This is a genomic window from Azomonas macrocytogenes (genome assembly GCF_014191985.1).
GTDB classification, from domain to species: domain Bacteria; phylum Pseudomonadota; class Gammaproteobacteria; order Pseudomonadales; family Pseudomonadaceae; genus Azomonas; species Azomonas macrocytogenes.
Map to the genome: position 1 here is coordinate 210093 of NZ_JACHXI010000003.1, position 14631 is coordinate 224723.

Genomic DNA, 14631 nt, shown 5'->3' on the forward strand with positions numbered 1-14631 from the left:
CGGTGCAGTTGTACCATTGCGCTGAGCGAGCATTCGAGCCTGATGCAAGCGGTTTTCTACAGCCTTGAAAGCGCGGTGCTGTCTTCGTGCGGGTGGATCTGGAGCAGTTTGTCGATGCTTTGAGCGTACAGTTGAAAGCCCAGGCGCATGCTGTTGTTGTGGGTGCCGCCATCGATCAGCAGCAGCTGTTTGGGCTCGCGGGCAGCGGCGTAGAGCTCCCGGCTGAAGCGCGAGGGCACATACGGATCTTCGGTCCCGTGTACGATCAGCAATGGCACGCCGACATGCTCGATCTTGTCCAGTGAGTCGAATTTTTGCGATAGCACCCAGCGGACCGGCAAGGAGGTATTCGTTACTGCCGCCGCCACATCGGCCAGGTTGGTGAAGGTGGATTCGATGATCAGGCCACGCATCTGCTGCGGCGTACCGTTCCGCTTGGCAGCGCGGCCCATTTCTGCGGCCAGATCCACGGCGATCGCGCCACCGAGCGAGTGGCCGTAGAGCAACCGCTTTTGCGGGTCGGGTTGCAGCTGTTTCAGGCGCTCCCAGGCGATTCGCGCATCTTCGTTGACGCTGCGTTCCGAGGGTAACTCGCCAAGGCTCTTGCCGAAGCCGCGGTAATCGATGGCCAGTACCGAAAACCCCATGTCATGCAATTGCTCGATACGAAACAACTGGCCGGTGAGATTCCAGCGCGAACCATGCAGGTACAGCACCGTCGCGGCGTCGGCCTGCGCCGCAGGCCACCACCAGGCATGGATATTCTGGGTTTTGCCGAAGGTGCTAGGGGTCAGGTCCAGTTCCTCGACCGCATCCGGCAGGCCGCTGTACCAACTGGCCGTGCCGGGTTCGATCCGAAAGACCAATTCCCGCTCGGTGCGCTCGAGTGTGGTGCAGCCGATCGGTAGGCCGATAAGCGTTATCGCCAGTAGTACCAGCCTTTGCCAGCGGGCCTTGATATGTGAAAACAGCGTATGCGACATGGGCGTCTCTCCAACAGCAAGCGTTTTGTCATGCAAAATAAACGCCTTCTGAGGGGAGTGGCACAGGAAAAATAAGCGGGTGGCAGGAAGGCGAGAGTAGCGGGGAGCGTTGCCTGCTCCCCGTCGCGGTAGTTTCCTGCTTTATTGCGTCAGTTCGAGGACACGGTCGACCAGCTTGTTGATGCCGGTGGCGGCCTCGCCGATATTCTTGGCGAGCATATAGGCGGGAGTGGTGACCAGCTTGTGTGCGCTGTCCTCGACAATATCCTCGACGGCGCAGGCTTGGTGCCGGGCGCCCATGTCGCGTACGGCGGCGGCTGCGTCACTGTCCTCCTGGCCCAGGGTGCAAATCACTCCGGCACCGTAGATCTGCGCGGCCATGGCCGGTGCGATACAGATCAGACCGATCGGTTTGCCTGCCTGGGCGAAGGATTTGGCGACACTCAGCACATCGGGCTGCACGCTGCTGGCAGCGCCTTGGATGGCGAAATCGGAAAGGTTTTTCGCCGCACCGAAACCGCCCGGCACGATCAGTGCATCGAAATCGTCCACGCGGGCTTCGCGCAAACTCTTGATCTGGCCGCGAGCCAGGCGCGCCGATTCGACCAGCACGTTGCGGCTTTCTGCTGTCTCTTCGCCAGTCAGGTGGTTGATGACGTGCAGTTGCGAGATATCGGGCGCGAAGCACTGTACCTCTGCACCGCGCTGGTCGAGACGCAACAGGGTGATCACGCTTTCATAGATTTCCGAACCGTCGTAGACGCCGCAGCCGGAAAGGATCACTGCCACTTTCTTGTTCATTGAAAAATCTCCTGCTCGAGGTGGAAATCGATTCGATATTAGGGCCTATCATCGGTTGCTTGCGCAAAGTAACGCGGAAACGACTACTGGCAGGCCCTGTCAAGTCTATGCGCTTACGGGTTTCGAACATGGTGGGAATCAGGCGTTCGACCATTGTGGCACGCTGGTGCAATGATGTTGTGCCTATGGGGCATTGGCAGGCGCGCTCGAGGCTCGTCACAATGGCTCGAAGCGGTCTCCTGTCGATAACAGGCGCGGCTGTCATTATTTGGTCATCAAAATGGCTTAAAACTGTCATGTTTCCCCGTTTCAGCGGGTCTGGAGTGTGTTGTGAGTTTTGTCCCTGCCAACCGGTTGTTTCCCGCTACACGCCTGCGCCGTAACCGGCGCGATGACTTTTCCCGGCGCTTGGTGCGAGAGCACAGTCTGACTGTCGACGACCTGATCCTGCCGGTCTTTATCCTCGACGGCGAAAACCGCCGCGAGCCGATTCCCTCGATGCCGGGTGTCGAGCGGCTATCGATCGATCTGCTGTTGAAAGAGGCAGAAGAACTGGTGGAGCTGGGTGTTCCCTGCATCGACCTGTTTCCCTATATTCCGACCGAGCGCAAATCGCTGGATGCTGCCGAGGCCTGGAATCCGGATGGCTTGATCCAGCGCGCCATTCGCGCCCTGCGCGAGCGCTTCCCGGAGCTTGGGGTGATGACCGATGTGGCGCTCGATCCCTATACCACCCACGGGCAGGATGGCATCATCGATGCGGACGGCTATGTCCAGAACGACATCACCATCGATGCGCTGGTCAAGCAGACCTTGTCCCATGCCGATGCTGGAGCACAGATTGTTTCGCCTTCGGATATGATGGACGGCCGCATCCAGGCACTGCGTGAAGCGCTGGAGCTGGCCGAGCATACCAACGTGCGCATCATGGCCTATTCGGCCAAGTACGCCAGCGCCTACTACGGTCCGTTTCGTGACGCCATCGGTTCGACTGGCAACCTGGGCAAGGGCAACAAATACACCTACCAGATGGACCCGGCCAACGGCGACGAAGCCCTGCACGAGATCGCCCTGGATCTGGCCGAGGGTGCCGACATGGTCATGGTCAAGCCGGGCATGCCTTATCTGGATGTCCTGCGTCGGGTAAAAGACGAGTTTCGCGTACCCACTTTCGTCTATCAGGTCAGTGGCGAATATGCCATGCACATGGCTGCCATCCAGAATGGCTGGTTGAGCGAAGAGGTAATCCTCGAATCGCTGATCGCCTTCAAGCGGGCCGGAGCGGACGGAATCCTCACCTATTTTGCAAAGCATGCCGCACAACGATTGAAGAGGGGGCATTGACCCCACGAGGCCAGCCAATGATCGACGAAGGACTCAACAAGACCGAACAGGAAAGCATTGCACCCGATGCGAAGGTTCCCGCTTTGCCCAAAGCCGCATCGGTAGACAACGGCGAGCATAGCGCCATAGCCGTGGCGCCGGTCGAGGCAGTGGAGCTCCAGAATGCCCAACTGCTTCACATTCCTGGCCTGGACGACACCAGCCTGTACATCAACCGCGAACTGTCGTTGCTGGAATTCAATATCCGTGTGCTGGAACAGGCGCTGGATGAATCCTGCCCGCTGCTGGAGCGGCTGAAATTTCTCCTGATCTTTTCCAGCAACCTGGACGAGTTCTTCGAAATTCGCGTGGCCGCGCTGAAAAAGCTGATCACTTTCGCCCGCGAACAGGCTGGTGCCGATGGTCTGCTGCCGCACGCGGCGCTGGTGCATATCGCCGAGATAGTGGGCCGGCAGGTCGAGCGCCAATATGCGATTCTCAACGACATCCTGCTACCGGAGCTGGCCAAGCAGCAGATCCGCTTCATTCACCGCCGCCACTGGACGGCCAGGATGAAGACCTGGGTCCGGCGCTATTTCCGTGACGAAATCGCCCCGATCATCACCCCCATCGGGCTCGATCCGACTCATCCGTTCCCCCTGCTGGTGAACAAAAGCCTGAATTTCATCGTCGAGCTGGAAGGCATGGATGCCTTTGGTCGCGACTCGGGACTGGCGATCATCCCGGCACCGCGCCTGCTGCCGCGGATCATTCGCATACCGGAAGAAGTGAGCGGGCCGGGGGACAACTTCGTCTTCCTGTCCTCGATGATCCATGCCCATGCCGACGATCTGTTCCAGGGCATGAAGGTCAAGGGATGTTACCAATTCCGCCTGACGCGCAATGCGGCCCTGTCAGTGGATGAGGACGTGGAAGATCTGGCTCGCGCACTGCGCGGCGAGCTGTTCGCGCGACGCTACGGCGACGCGGTGCGGCTGGAAGTGGCCGACAATTGTCCGCAGCACCTCACCGACCAACTGCTCGTGCAGTTCGGCCTGAGCGAGACCGAGCTTTATCGCGTCAACGGGCCGGTCAACCTGACTCGCTTGTTCAGTGTCACCGGTCTGGAAGACCATCCCGAGCTGCAGTACCAGCCGTTCACTCCGAGCATCCCCAAAGGCTTGCAGAACATCGAAAACATCTTCCAGATGATCGCGCGCCAAGACATTCTCTTGCTGCATCCCTATGAGTCCTTCACGCCGGTGGTGGACTTGCTGCGTCAGGCTGCCAAGGATCCAACTGTGGTGGCGATCAAGCAGACGCTGTACCGCAGCGGCGCGAATTCCGAGATCGTCGATGCCCTGGTCGAAGCAGCCCGCAACGGCAAGGAAGTTACCGCGGTGATCGAGCTGCGCGCGCGTTTCGACGAGGAGTCTAACCTGGCGCTGGCCGGGCGCCTGCAACAGGCCGGTGCGGTGGTGATCTACGGTGTGGTCGGCTACAAGACCCACGCGAAGATGATGCTCATCCTGCGGCGCGAAGGTGACGATTTCGTGCGCTATGCGCATCTGGGCACTGGCAACTATCACGCCGGCAACGCCCGCCTGTATACCGACTACAGCCTGCTGACCTCGGACGAGGCGCTCTGCGAGGATGTTGCCAAGCTGTTCGGCCAGTTGATCGGCATGGGCAAGGCGCTACGCATGAAAAAACTCCTGCACGCGCCATTCACCCTGAAGAAAGGCATGCTCGACTTGATCGCCCAGGAAACCTTGCACGCTCAGGAAGGCCGGCCGGCGCATATCATCGCCAAGGTCAACTCGCTGACCGATCCGAAGATCATTCGCGCCCTGTACAAGGCCAGCCAGGCTGGTGTACGGATCGATCTGATCGTGCGCGGCATGTGTTGCCTGCGCCCGAACGTTCCCGGTGTTTCGCACAATATTCATGTGCGTTCGGTTGTCGGCCGCTTCCTCGAACACAGTCGCGTCTATTACTTCCTGAACGATGGTGGCGAGGAGAAACTGTACCTGTCCAGCGCCGACTGGATGGAGCGCAACCTGGACAAGCGCGTCGAGACCTGCTTCCCGATCGAAGGCAAGAAGCTGCTGCTGCGGGTAAAGAAAGAGCTGGACCTGTATCTGCACGACAACACCCAGAGCTGGATTCTGCAGCCCGACGGCAGCTATGTCCGCCTTGCACCCACTGGTCATCAAAGCTCGCGCAGTTCGCAGAACGTCCTGCTGGAAAAACTGACGGCAGCCAACGTGCTGGTGCGTTGATGGCTTGAAACACGTGGCAAGGCTGGATCCGGATGGAGATAGATCATCCAGTTCCAGCCTTGTCGCTTACTTCACTCTCAGCGTGAAGTTGATGCGCTCGAGCCACTGGGCTTCCTGAGCGAAATCGGCCTGGGTCAGTGGATGGCTTGCCAGCCACCCATCGGGGAAGGTCACATCCAGGCTGTTCTCGCCAGCCTGCAGGGTGATGGCCGGCGCCTCCTGTGGTCCGCGGATATGATGGAACAGAATGGCGAAGCGCAGCAGTACGCAGAGCCGGGTGATCTTGAGGCTGTTCTCTGACAGTTCCTGGATCTTGCCGGCAGGAATATTGCGGCGGTGGCCACGGACCAGAAGCGCCAGCGTATGCTGGTCGTCCCGGGAAAAGCCCGGCAGGTCGGAGTGCTCGATCAGGTAGGCGCCGTGCTTGTGATAGTGATAATGGGCAATATCCAGGCCCACTTCATGCACTCGCGCGGCCCAGCCGAGCAGCTCCCGGTCGTGCTCCTCGTTCAATGCCCAGGTCGCGCGGATTTGATCGAAGGCTTCGAGTGCCTTGGCTTCGACCCTGGCAGCCTGTGCCGTATCGACGTGATAGCGGACCATGAGGTCGGTCAAGGTGCGTTCGCGTATATCTTCATGGTGATGGCGACCGATCAGGTCATACAGCACACCTTCGCGCAATGCGCCTTCCGAATGCCCCATGCTGGTAAGTTCCAACGCATCGAAGACTGCTTCGAGGATGGCTACGCCTGCCGGTAGGACACTGCGGCGGTCGGGTTTGACGCCATCCAGATCGATCTTGTCCACCTCGCCGATCTTCAGCAGCTTGCGTTTGAGCCAGGCCATGCCTTCGCGATTGATCTCGCCGTTGCCATGGCCGCCGGCCTCGATCGCCTGGCCTACCGCCCGAACGGTACCGGAGGCACCGATCGCCTCCTGCCAGCCAAGGCGGCACAGACTGTTCTCGATCGTCATCAATTCGAGGCGAGCCGCGGTATAGGCCTGGGCAAAGCGACTCGCAGTGATCTTGCCGTCGCGAAAATGCTGCTGGGTAAAACTGACACAGCCCATTTGCAGGCTCTCCCGCAGCTGGGACTCGAAATCCTGGCCGATGATGAATTCCGTGCTGCCGCCGCCAATGTCGACCACCAGGCGCCTGCCGGCCAGGCTGGGGATCGTGTGTGAAACGCCGAGATAGATCAGGCGTGCCTCTTCCCGGCCGGAAATGACTTCGACCTGATGCTTGAGGATTTCCTCGGCACGGCGAATGAATACGGCACGGTTGCGGGCAACACGCAGGGCGTTGGTGCCGACGATACGCACAGCATCCTGCGGCAGGGAATTGACCATCTGGGCAAAGCGGCTGAGACAGTTCAAGCCCCGCTGCATTGCCTCTTCGCTGAGGTTGCGCTCTTCATCGATACCCGCGGCCAGTTGCACTTTCTCGCCAAGCCGCTCGAGGATACGGAGATTGCCGTCGTCGGAACGTGCAAGCACCATGTGGAAGCTGTTGGAACCCAGATCGATGGCGGCAATCAGGGGGTAATTCTTGATGGCTTGCGGCATTCTAAAACTTCTCGCAATAGTTCGGCGCAATCGTGCCACGATGAGCGGGCTTCGCCAACGAAAGGTTGCTGATCGGCAGTACCGTTCAGTACCGGCTTGCGCTTGTCAGAGCGCTTCGCTGTGACCAATTGCCTCATGTCTGCGGCGTGAGCGGGACGGCAGCGGCTTTCCGATGTGTGTCGTGCCGGGCTATCATATGTCTACTTACTGTCTCAAGACCTGGAGAGATCCATGAGCGATTATATTACCAACGTGACCGATGACAGTTTCGATCAGGACGTTCTTCAGTCAGAAGGCCCCGTTCTGGTCGACTACTGGGCCGAATGGTGCGGTCCCTGCAAGATGATTGCACCGGTCCTCGACGAAATCGCCAGGGAGTACCAAGGCAAGCTGAAAGTCTGCAAGCTGAACATCGATGAAAACCAGGGAACGCCCGGTAAGTACGGCGTACGCGGCATACCGACGCTGATGTTATTCAAGAGCGGCAATGTCGAAGCGACCAAGGTTGGCGCCTTGTCCAAATCGCAGTTGACTTCCTTCCTGACCAGCAATATTTGAACCTCTCGGGTTGGCAATGCCCTTGTGTGATTCGTCGGATGGCATAGGCGAATTCTTCATTTGGCTGGACGCTTTGGTTCTGCGGTGCTAAATTCGGCACCGCGACCTTTTTTTGCGTCGCTCTCTGCAGGCTGTCGCCAACGCGCCTTTGCCTGACAAACAACGAAAACCGTCCGTCTTTCGCCGCGCGGCTTCTCGAGCTTCCGCTTCCCTCATCCTTCCCGACTTTTTATGAATCTGACCGAACTCAAGCAAAAGCCTATTACCGAGCTGTTGGAAATGGCCGAACAAATGGGCATCGACAACATGGCCCGTTCGCGCAAGCAGGATGTGATCTTCGCCCTGCTGAAGAAGCATTCGAAGAGCGGAGAAGAGATTTCCGGGGATGGCGTGCTGGAAATCCTTCAAGACGGTTTCGGCTTCCTGCGCTCCGCTGACTCCTCCTATCTGGCCGGTCCCGACGATATCTACGTTTCGCCAAGCCAGATTCGCCGCTTCAACCTGCGTACCGGTGACACCATCATCGGCAAGATTCGTCCGCCCAAGGAAGGCGAACGCTATTTCGCGCTGCTCAAGGTCGACTCGATCAATTTCGACCGTCCCGAAAACGCGAAGAACAAGATTCTCTTCGAGAACCTGACGCCGCTCTTCCCCAATGTGCGCTTGAAGATGGAAGCCGGCAACGGTTCCACCGAAGATCTCACCGGCCGGGTCATCGACCTGTGCGCGCCGATCGGCAAGGGCCAGCGTGGTTTGATCGTCGCACCGCCCAAGGCGGGCAAGACGATCATGTTGCAGAATATTGCCAGCAATATCACGCGCAACAATCCGGAAGTGCATCTGATCGTCTTGCTGATCGACGAGCGCCCGGAAGAAGTGACTGAAATGCAGCGCACCGTGCGCGGTGAAGTGGTCGCCTCCACGTTCGACGAACCACCGACCCGCCACGTGCAGGTTGCCGAGATGGTCATCGAGAAGGCCAAGCGCCTGGTCGAGCACAAGAAGGATGTGGTCATCCTGCTCGACTCCATCACCCGTCTGGCGCGAGCCTACAATACGGTGATTCCCAGCTCTGGCAAAGTGCTTACGGGGGGTGTCGATGCTCATGCCCTGGAGAAGCCCAAGCGCTTCTTCGGTGCGGCACGCAACATCGAAGAAGGCGGTAGCCTGACCATTCTCGCCACCGCACTGGTGGAAACCGGTTCGAAAATGGACGAAGTGATCTACGAGGAATTCAAGGGCACCGGTAACCTGGAGCTGCAACTGGATCGGCGTATCGCCGAGAAACGCGTATTCCCCGCAATCAATATCAACCGTTCAGGTACTCGCCGCGAAGAGCTGTTGACCAGCGAGGAAGAGCTGCAGCGCATATGGATCCTGCGCAAACTGCTGCATCCGATGGACGAAATCGCCGCCATCGAATTCCTGCTGGACAAGCTGAAGGATACGAAGACCAACGACGAGTTCTTCATGTCGATGAAGCGAAAATGACCGACAGGCGGCAGGCCGCCTGAGGCTGGAGGCCGAACGAGGGTATGTCGTTTCGTTCGGCCTTCGGCCTCCAGCGATTCAGTGCGAGGGGCCGATGCAATACCGTGATCTGAGAGATTTCCTTCGTGCGCTCGAGCAGCGCGGCGAGCTCAAGCGCATCCAGGCACCGATTTCACCGGTACTGGAAATGACCGAGATTTGTGATCGTACCTTGCGCAAGGGCGGTCCAGCGCTGCTTTTTGAAAACCCGACCGGATACGATATTCCGGTGCTGGGCAACCTCTTCGGTACGTCAAAACGCGTAGCTTTGGGCATGGGGGTGGAAGATGTTTCAGAGCTGCGCGAGATCGGCAGGCTGCTGGCTTTCCTGAAGGAACCTGAACCGCCGAAGGGGTTGAAGGATGCCTGGTCCAAGTTGCCGATTTTCAGAAAGGTCCTGGCCATGGGGCCCAAGGTGCTCAAGGATGCGCCCTGCCAGGAAGTGATTGTGGAAGGCGATGATGTCGATCTGGCAAAAATTCCGGTGCAAACCTGCTGGCCTGGCGATGTCGGGCCACTGATTACCTGGGGGCTCACTATTACGCGTGGTCCGAACAAGGAGCGGCAGAATCTCGGAATCTATCGCCAGCAGGTGATTGGTCGCAACAAGTTGATCATGCGCTGGCTCAGCCATCGGGGGGGCGCACTGGACTTCCGGGAGTGGTGCCAGAAATATCCTGGGCACCCTTATCCTGTGGCAGTAGCGCTTGGGGCTGATCCGGCAACCATTCTCGGCGCGGTTACGCCAGTACCCGATACGCTGTCCGAATATGCCTTTGCCGGTTTGCTGCGCGGCAGTCGGACCGAATTGGTCAAGTCCATTGGCAGTGACCTGCAGGTACCAGCGGGTGCCGAAATTATCCTGGAAGGGCATATCCAGCCTGGCGAAATGGCCGATGAAGGTCCATACGGCGACCATACCGGTTATTACAACGAGGTAGATCGTTTTCCAGTCTTCACTGTCGAGCGCATCACCCATCGCCGCAACCCTATCTATCACAGTACCTACACCGGCCGCCCGCCGGACGAACCGGCGATCCTGGGCCTGGCGCTCAACGAAGTCTTCGTGCCGATCCTGCAGAAGCAGTTTCCGGAGATCGTCGATTTCTATCTGCCGCCGGAAGGTTGTTCCTACCGGATGGCTGTGGTCACGATCAAGAAGCAGTATCCAGGGCATGCCAAGCGAGTGATGCTGGGGGTCTGGTCTTTCCTCCGCCAGTTCATGTATACCAAGTTCGTGATCGTCACCGATGATGACATCAATGCCCGCGACTGGAATGATGTGATCTGGGCCGTCACCACGCGAATGGACCCCAAGCGGGATACCGTGCTGATTGACAACACGCCTATCGATTACCTGGATTTCGCCTCGCCGATTTCCGGTCTGGGTTCCAAGATGGGTCTGGATGCTACCCATAAATGGCCGGGGGAAACCAATCGCGAGTGGGGGCGGGCCATCGTCCAGGATGAGACGGTCAAAAAGCGGGTCGACGAATTGTGGCAGCAACTGGGGATCGATTGATCGTTTTATCCGGCCGCTTTCTTGTCTATCGAGCTAGCTCAGACGAAAAGCCTTGCGAAAAGAGGATTCGATGAATATCACCCTGCAACCATCCGGTTTCAAACTTGATGTCCGGCCCGGGGAGAGAATCCTCGAAGCAGCCCATCGGCTCGGTTACGAGTGTCCCCACGGTTGTCGCGATAGCGCCTGTCATGTCTGTGCGGCGCTGCTGGTGGAAGGGCGAGTTCGCCAGAACGGCGTCGAAATGAATCAGGGAGAAATCTTCACCTGTCTTGCCGAGCCGCTGGAAGACTGCCTGGTGCATTGGGACGGTGTGCTGGCATCAAGCGTGCTGCCGGTTCGTGAGCTGACTTGCCAGCTCATCGAATGCCAGGCGGTGGGCGGCGATGTCTATCGTGTCCGCCTGTTGGCGCCGGAAGGAGAGATGCCGCTCTACCATGCCGGGCAATATCTGCTGCTACAGCGTGAGACTGGCGAATTTTCCGCCTTTTCGCTGGCTTCGGCTCCACATCAGGGGCGGGAACTCGAATTGCATGTTTTTGCTCGCGACGGTAGCAGTAAAGGGCTGCCTGGATATCTGGACCGTGAAGGCACTGCCCGGATTCGCTTGCCGTTCGGTGATGCTCATCTGGCCGAACTGCCCGACGGCCCGCTGGTTTTGCTTGCCGCCGGCACCGGAATGGCACAAATGCACAGTCTGATCGAGCATTGCCGGGCCCGGGGATTCACCCCCCCCATACATCTGTACTGGGGCGTGCGCAGGGCGGAAGACTTCTATGAAATCTCGCATTGGGCGGATTGGCAGAAGCTGCCGGGGCTGTCCTTGCATAAAATCGTCAGTGACGGTTGGGAAGGTCGCGGCGGTCTTCTGTACCAAGCCATACGCGAAGATTTCACCGACCTGAAGGGGCTGCACATCTACGCCAGCGGTTCGCCTACCATGGTTTATGCAACGTTGGATGCCTTGGTTGAAGCCGGCATGGATGCACACCAGATGCGCGCAGATGTATTCGCCTACGCGCCACGCAGTTAGGGTATTTTGCTGGCTATGTCGCGGCTTGCGGGAAGGCTGGCCTGTTAGGCTGGTGGCGTATTCCTTTCGCGAGGTGGTTATGCGGTGCTGGATCGTTCTGCTATGTCTTGTGGCCGGGGCTTTTGTCGTGCAGGCCGAGGAGGAGGCGGCCAAAGGTCAGGCCAACAAGGTTTCCTATGTCAGTCTGTTTCCCGCCCTGGTCGGCAATTACGGCACGGGCCCGAAACTCCAGTATTACAAAGCCGATGTGGCATTGCAGGTCACTGGCGAAGAACCTGCCAAACAGGTCAAATACCATGAGCCGCTGATCCGTAATCAACTCGTAATGCTGTTTTCCCAGCAGACCGAAGACACCTTGGGTTCCATCGAAGCCAAGGAAAGGCTTCGTCAGCAAGCGCTCAAGCAGGTCCAGGCCATTCTGACCCAGGAAGAAGGCAAGCCACTGGTGGATGACTTGCTGTTCAATAATCTGATCGTTCAGTAAAAGGATACACCGGCAGGCTACTGAACGGTTGCGTCGGTATTTTTCGTGCATCGCCTTGTGCCAACAATCCGATTCGGCCCGGATGGCTTCAAATGAAATGTACGTATGTGTTTTTCTGGGCACAGCATCATGGAATTATTGGGGCTGCCTGATTGAGAATGGCTCGCCGCTGCGCAATGCCGGTGACTGCCGTGATGGATAACGCCAGGTCTGGAAAAACCGTATCGACCAACCGAGAAAACTGGATGTGCTCGGGTTGGTTATTTGATCGCCTGGCAGGGGGAGGCGAGCCGTTTATGAAGCGCAAGCCGGATATCTTATGGGTTTTGGTAGTTTTGTTCAGTCTGGGCGTCGTTACCACCGGCTATACCCAAAGCTTGATGGCGGACAGGGCCGATCACCAGGTTTCGATATTCGGGCGAAAACCTGGATAGAGCAGTAGCCTTTGAGCCATACATGGCGAATTCGACGGATGACTGGCAGCGCTATCTAGCAAGCCGCAGAGGATACCAGCCCGCGTCCGTCACCGTCGCATCAAGGGTTACATCCCACTTTTCCAGATCGAGCCGATCAACTTTCTGGCACTCGTGGGCGAGGCCAAGCAGGATGGGGCGTCGAGCGTTGTGGCGGTGGTTACGAAAAGCCAGGCTGCGATCGTAGAAGCCGCCACCCATACCCAGGCGTCCGCCCTGGGTATCGAACCCCACCAATGGCAGCAGCAGCAGATCCAGGGCCCAGACCGGGCGCTGGCGTGCAGCCTTGGAAAGTGGCTCGGCAATACAAAATCGGTTGCGGCGCATCGGTTCGCCGGGACGTACTCGCTGAAAAGCCATTCGAGTACCTGGCCAGGTTTTCAGGACCGGCAGGTAGGTCGCCTTACCGCGGCGCTGGGCGGCCTGCAGTAATATTCGGGGGTCGATTTCACCGTCGTTCGCCAGATACAACGCGATGTGCCGGGCACGACGAAACAGCGGATGCTGGGCCAACTGGCGATAGAGCCGTTGCGCGGCGCGATGCTGCTGGCTGCAGGACAGACTGCGGCGCTTTTGGCGCAGCAGGCGGCGAAGATCACGACGTGACAGGTCTTCGGCCTGGATCAATAAGGTGAGCTCCCCGGCATGCCGCTGCTGGCGTAGGCCCTTGAACCCGAAAGTTCAAGGTGGTGACTGCCGGAAACCATAAGGCTTTCCGTCAGGCGGACATGCACACCGGTCTCACGCACAGTCCCCGTTTTTTTGCGTATCGGGAGAGGGACAGCACCGGCTGGCGTACATGCCAGGGAGTCAGGCGGAGTATAACGCAATGAGCGCGGCATCCATCAGCTATCAGTGGAATTCGGATCATTGGTCAGAGCTGTATCCACTCTCTCCAACAGTTTGCGCACGTGCTCGCGGGTGTCGCCGGCTTCGGCATCGAGATGCTCGCTCTTGTGCAGAAATTCATGGGTGATATTCAGGGCGGCCATGACGGCTACACGCTCGGTGCCGATCACTTTGCCGTGACTGCGGATCTGCCGCATCCGTCCATCGAGGTGGCGGGCCGCACTTTCGAGATTTTCACGTTCCTCGGGCGGACAGGCGATACAGTATTCCTTGTCGAGGATACTGACGGTAACGGTAACGGTGAGAGGCTGGTTCATGAGTCCTGCTCCAGGGCTTTCAGGCGCGAAATCATCAATTCGACCTTCGATCGTGCGGTTTCGTTCTTTTCAATGTGCTGGGTACGTTCTTTTTGCCAGGTTTGCTCGCTGGCCCGTAGCGCGTGATTTTCGGTTTCAAGCTGTTCGATACGCTGAATCAGCTGTTCGATCTTGCTGGCCAGCAGGTGCAGGTCGGCGTTTTCCATGGGCTCTCTGGATGGCTGCGAGGTGACAAGCTCTGGGGCGTGCATGGTCTTGGCTTGTCTGCCAGTGCTAGGATACGGGGTAGTCATTCTATTCATTGCCGTGGTTTACGCCTAGCCGTCATGTCGATTCAGAACTCGCCTTATACTGCCTTTGCCGGATTACTGACCAACAGTGGTTCGTCCGTTTCGCCCGCCGAGCTGCATGGCCTGCTGCTTGGCCGCAGCTGTGCCGGCGCTGGTTTCACTGTCGATCCCTGGCTGGAGGATGCAGCCGAGCTCCTGGGTGTGGTTCCGGAGGATCGGTTGCGCCAGGCGTTGGTCGGTTTGCAGGAGATGGCCAAGGGTGAGCTGGCCAGTAGCGATATTGCACTCATCCTGCTGCTGCCCAGCGACGAGATGCCGCTGGCCGAGCGGGCCGCAGCCCTGGGGCAGTGGTGTCAGGGGTTTCTGGCGGGCTTCGGCCTGGCCGCCGGCAGCCGGACGTTAAGCCAGGATGCGACGGAAACCTTGCAGGATCTGGCGGCCATCGCCCAGGTGGAAAACCGCTTGGACGAATCGGAAAATGGCGAAAACGACTATATGGAAGTGATGGAGTATCTGCGTGTAGCACCACTGCTGCTGTTCACGGAATGCGCCGCCCCGGTCGAGGCTGATATGGCCGAGCCCGAACCCAAGCCGCCCCTCCACTGATTGAAGCGAGTCTG

The 14631-nt window shown here is 58.6% G+C and carries 14 protein-coding genes and 1 other RNA gene; 8 read left to right on the forward strand and 7 right to left on the reverse strand.

Features of this window, described 5'->3' with window-relative positions; translation table 11 throughout:
- Window positions 1–56 precede the first annotated feature (56 nt).
- Complete coding sequence (locus tag FHR87_RS04900; protein WP_183165597.1) at window positions 57–983, reverse strand: alpha/beta hydrolase; 927 nt, start codon at window positions 981–983, stop codon at window positions 57–59.
- A 141-nt stretch (window positions 984–1124) separates the two neighbouring features.
- The gene (gene elbB, locus FHR87_RS04905; protein ID WP_183165598.1) at window positions 1125–1784 is read right to left on the reverse strand and encodes an isoprenoid biosynthesis glyoxalase ElbB; all 660 of its coding nucleotides are present in this window, start codon (window positions 1782–1784) and stop codon (window positions 1125–1127) included.
- A 330-nt stretch (window positions 1785–2114) separates the two neighbouring features.
- Here elbB and hemB point away from each other — a divergent pair, with 330 nt between their 5' ends.
- Window positions 2115–3128: a porphobilinogen synthase gene (hemB, locus tag FHR87_RS04910; protein WP_183165599.1), complete on the forward strand. Its 1014-nt coding sequence runs from the start codon at window positions 2115–2117 to the stop codon at window positions 3126–3128.
- Window positions 3129–3145: 17 nt separating this feature from the next.
- Entirely contained in the window at window positions 3146–5389 is a 2244-nt protein-coding gene (gene ppk1 / locus FHR87_RS04915) for a polyphosphate kinase 1 (RefSeq protein ID WP_183165600.1), read from the forward strand.
- A 66-nt stretch (window positions 5390–5455) separates the two neighbouring features.
- On the opposite strand, the gene ppx is transcribed toward ppk1, so the two are convergent.
- Window positions 5456–6955, reverse strand: coding sequence for an exopolyphosphatase (gene ppx, locus FHR87_RS04920; protein ID WP_183165601.1), 1500 nt, complete (start codon window positions 6953–6955; stop codon window positions 5456–5458).
- Window positions 6956–7186: 231 nt separating this feature from the next.
- On the opposite strand from ppx, the gene trxA reads away from it, so the two are divergent.
- The 5 genes from trxA to FHR87_RS04945 all read left to right on the forward strand — a co-directional run bounded on the left by trxA (window position 7187) and on the right by FHR87_RS04945 (window position 12082).
- A complete protein-coding gene (gene trxA, locus FHR87_RS04925; protein ID WP_183165602.1) occupies window positions 7187–7513 on the forward strand; it encodes a thioredoxin TrxA in 327 nt (108 codons plus the stop codon).
- A gap of 231 nt (window positions 7514–7744) precedes the next feature.
- On the forward strand, window positions 7745–9004 hold the full coding sequence (rho, locus tag FHR87_RS04930; protein ID WP_183165603.1) for a transcription termination factor Rho: 1260 nt from the start codon (window positions 7745–7747) through the stop codon (window positions 9002–9004).
- A gap of 94 nt (window positions 9005–9098) precedes the next feature.
- Window positions 9099–10565, forward strand: a complete 1467-nt coding sequence (gene ubiD / locus FHR87_RS04935; protein WP_183165604.1) for a 4-hydroxy-3-polyprenylbenzoate decarboxylase — start codon at window positions 9099–9101, stop codon at window positions 10563–10565.
- 70 nt (window positions 10566–10635) lie between these two features.
- Window positions 10636–11598 (forward strand): CDP-6-deoxy-delta-3,4-glucoseen reductase, encoded by a 963-nt coding sequence (locus FHR87_RS04940; protein ID WP_183165605.1) that lies wholly within the window; start codon window positions 10636–10638, stop codon window positions 11596–11598.
- A gap of 79 nt (window positions 11599–11677) precedes the next feature.
- Window positions 11678–12082 carry a flagellar basal body-associated protein FliL gene (locus FHR87_RS04945; RefSeq protein WP_183165606.1) on the forward strand — a complete coding sequence of 135 codons (405 nt, stop codon included), beginning with the start codon at window positions 11678–11680 and terminating at the stop codon, window positions 12080–12082.
- Window positions 12083–12567: 485 nt separating this feature from the next.
- Here FHR87_RS04945 and FHR87_RS04955 read toward each other — a convergent pair whose 3' ends face one another.
- From FHR87_RS04955 to FHR87_RS04970, 4 genes are all read right to left on the reverse strand, one after another.
- Complete coding sequence (locus FHR87_RS04955; RefSeq protein WP_183165607.1) at window positions 12568–13182, reverse strand: 5-formyltetrahydrofolate cyclo-ligase; 615 nt, start codon at window positions 13180–13182, stop codon at window positions 12568–12570.
- A gap of 6 nt (window positions 13183–13188) precedes the next feature.
- Window positions 13189–13367: non-coding RNA, 6S RNA (gene ssrS, locus FHR87_RS04960), on the reverse strand.
- Between the two features lie 33 nt (window positions 13368–13400).
- Complete coding sequence (locus FHR87_RS04965; RefSeq protein WP_183165608.1) at window positions 13401–13721, reverse strand: cell division protein ZapA; 321 nt, start codon at window positions 13719–13721, stop codon at window positions 13401–13403.
- On the reverse strand, window positions 13718–13927 hold the full coding sequence (locus tag FHR87_RS04970; RefSeq protein WP_183165609.1) for a TIGR02449 family protein: 210 nt from the start codon (window positions 13925–13927) through the stop codon (window positions 13718–13720). The genes FHR87_RS04965 and FHR87_RS04970 overlap by 4 nt, the downstream gene beginning before the upstream one ends.
- Window positions 13928–14047: 120 nt before the next feature.
- Between FHR87_RS04970 and FHR87_RS04975 the strand changes: the two genes are divergently transcribed.
- On the forward strand, window positions 14048–14617 hold the full coding sequence (locus FHR87_RS04975; protein ID WP_183165610.1) for a YecA/YgfB family protein: 570 nt from the start codon (window positions 14048–14050) through the stop codon (window positions 14615–14617).
- Window positions 14618–14631: the final 14 nt, after the last annotated feature.

Coding starts and splice junctions, on each gene's coding strand:
- FHR87_RS04900 (WP_183165597.1), bottom strand. CDS start 983: ATGTCGCATACGCTGTTTTCACATATCAAGGCCCGCTGGCAAAGGCTG.
- elbB (WP_183165598.1), bottom strand. CDS start 1,784: ATGAACAAGAAAGTGGCAGTGATCCTTTCCGGCTGCGGCGTCTACGAC.
- ppk1 (WP_183165600.1), top strand. CDS start 3,146: ATGATCGACGAAGGACTCAACAAGACCGAACAGGAAAGCATTGCACCC.
- ppx (WP_183165601.1), bottom strand. CDS start 6,955: ATGCCGCAAGCCATCAAGAATTACCCCCTGATTGCCGCCATCGATCTG.
- trxA (WP_183165602.1), top strand. CDS start 7,187: ATGAGCGATTATATTACCAACGTGACCGATGACAGTTTCGATCAGGAC.
- rho (WP_183165603.1), top strand. CDS start 7,745: ATGAATCTGACCGAACTCAAGCAAAAGCCTATTACCGAGCTGTTGGAA.
- ubiD (WP_183165604.1), top strand. CDS start 9,099: ATGCAATACCGTGATCTGAGAGATTTCCTTCGTGCGCTCGAGCAGCGC.
- FHR87_RS04940 (WP_183165605.1), top strand. CDS start 10,636: ATGAATATCACCCTGCAACCATCCGGTTTCAAACTTGATGTCCGGCCC.
- FHR87_RS04945 (WP_183165606.1), top strand. CDS start 11,678: ATGCGGTGCTGGATCGTTCTGCTATGTCTTGTGGCCGGGGCTTTTGTC.
- FHR87_RS04965 (WP_183165608.1), bottom strand. CDS start 13,721: ATGAACCAGCCTCTCACCGTTACCGTTACCGTCAGTATCCTCGACAAG.
- FHR87_RS04970 (WP_183165609.1), bottom strand. CDS start 13,927: ATGGAAAACGCCGACCTGCACCTGCTGGCCAGCAAGATCGAACAGCTG.
- FHR87_RS04975 (WP_183165610.1), top strand. CDS start 14,048: ATGTCGATTCAGAACTCGCCTTATACTGCCTTTGCCGGATTACTGACC.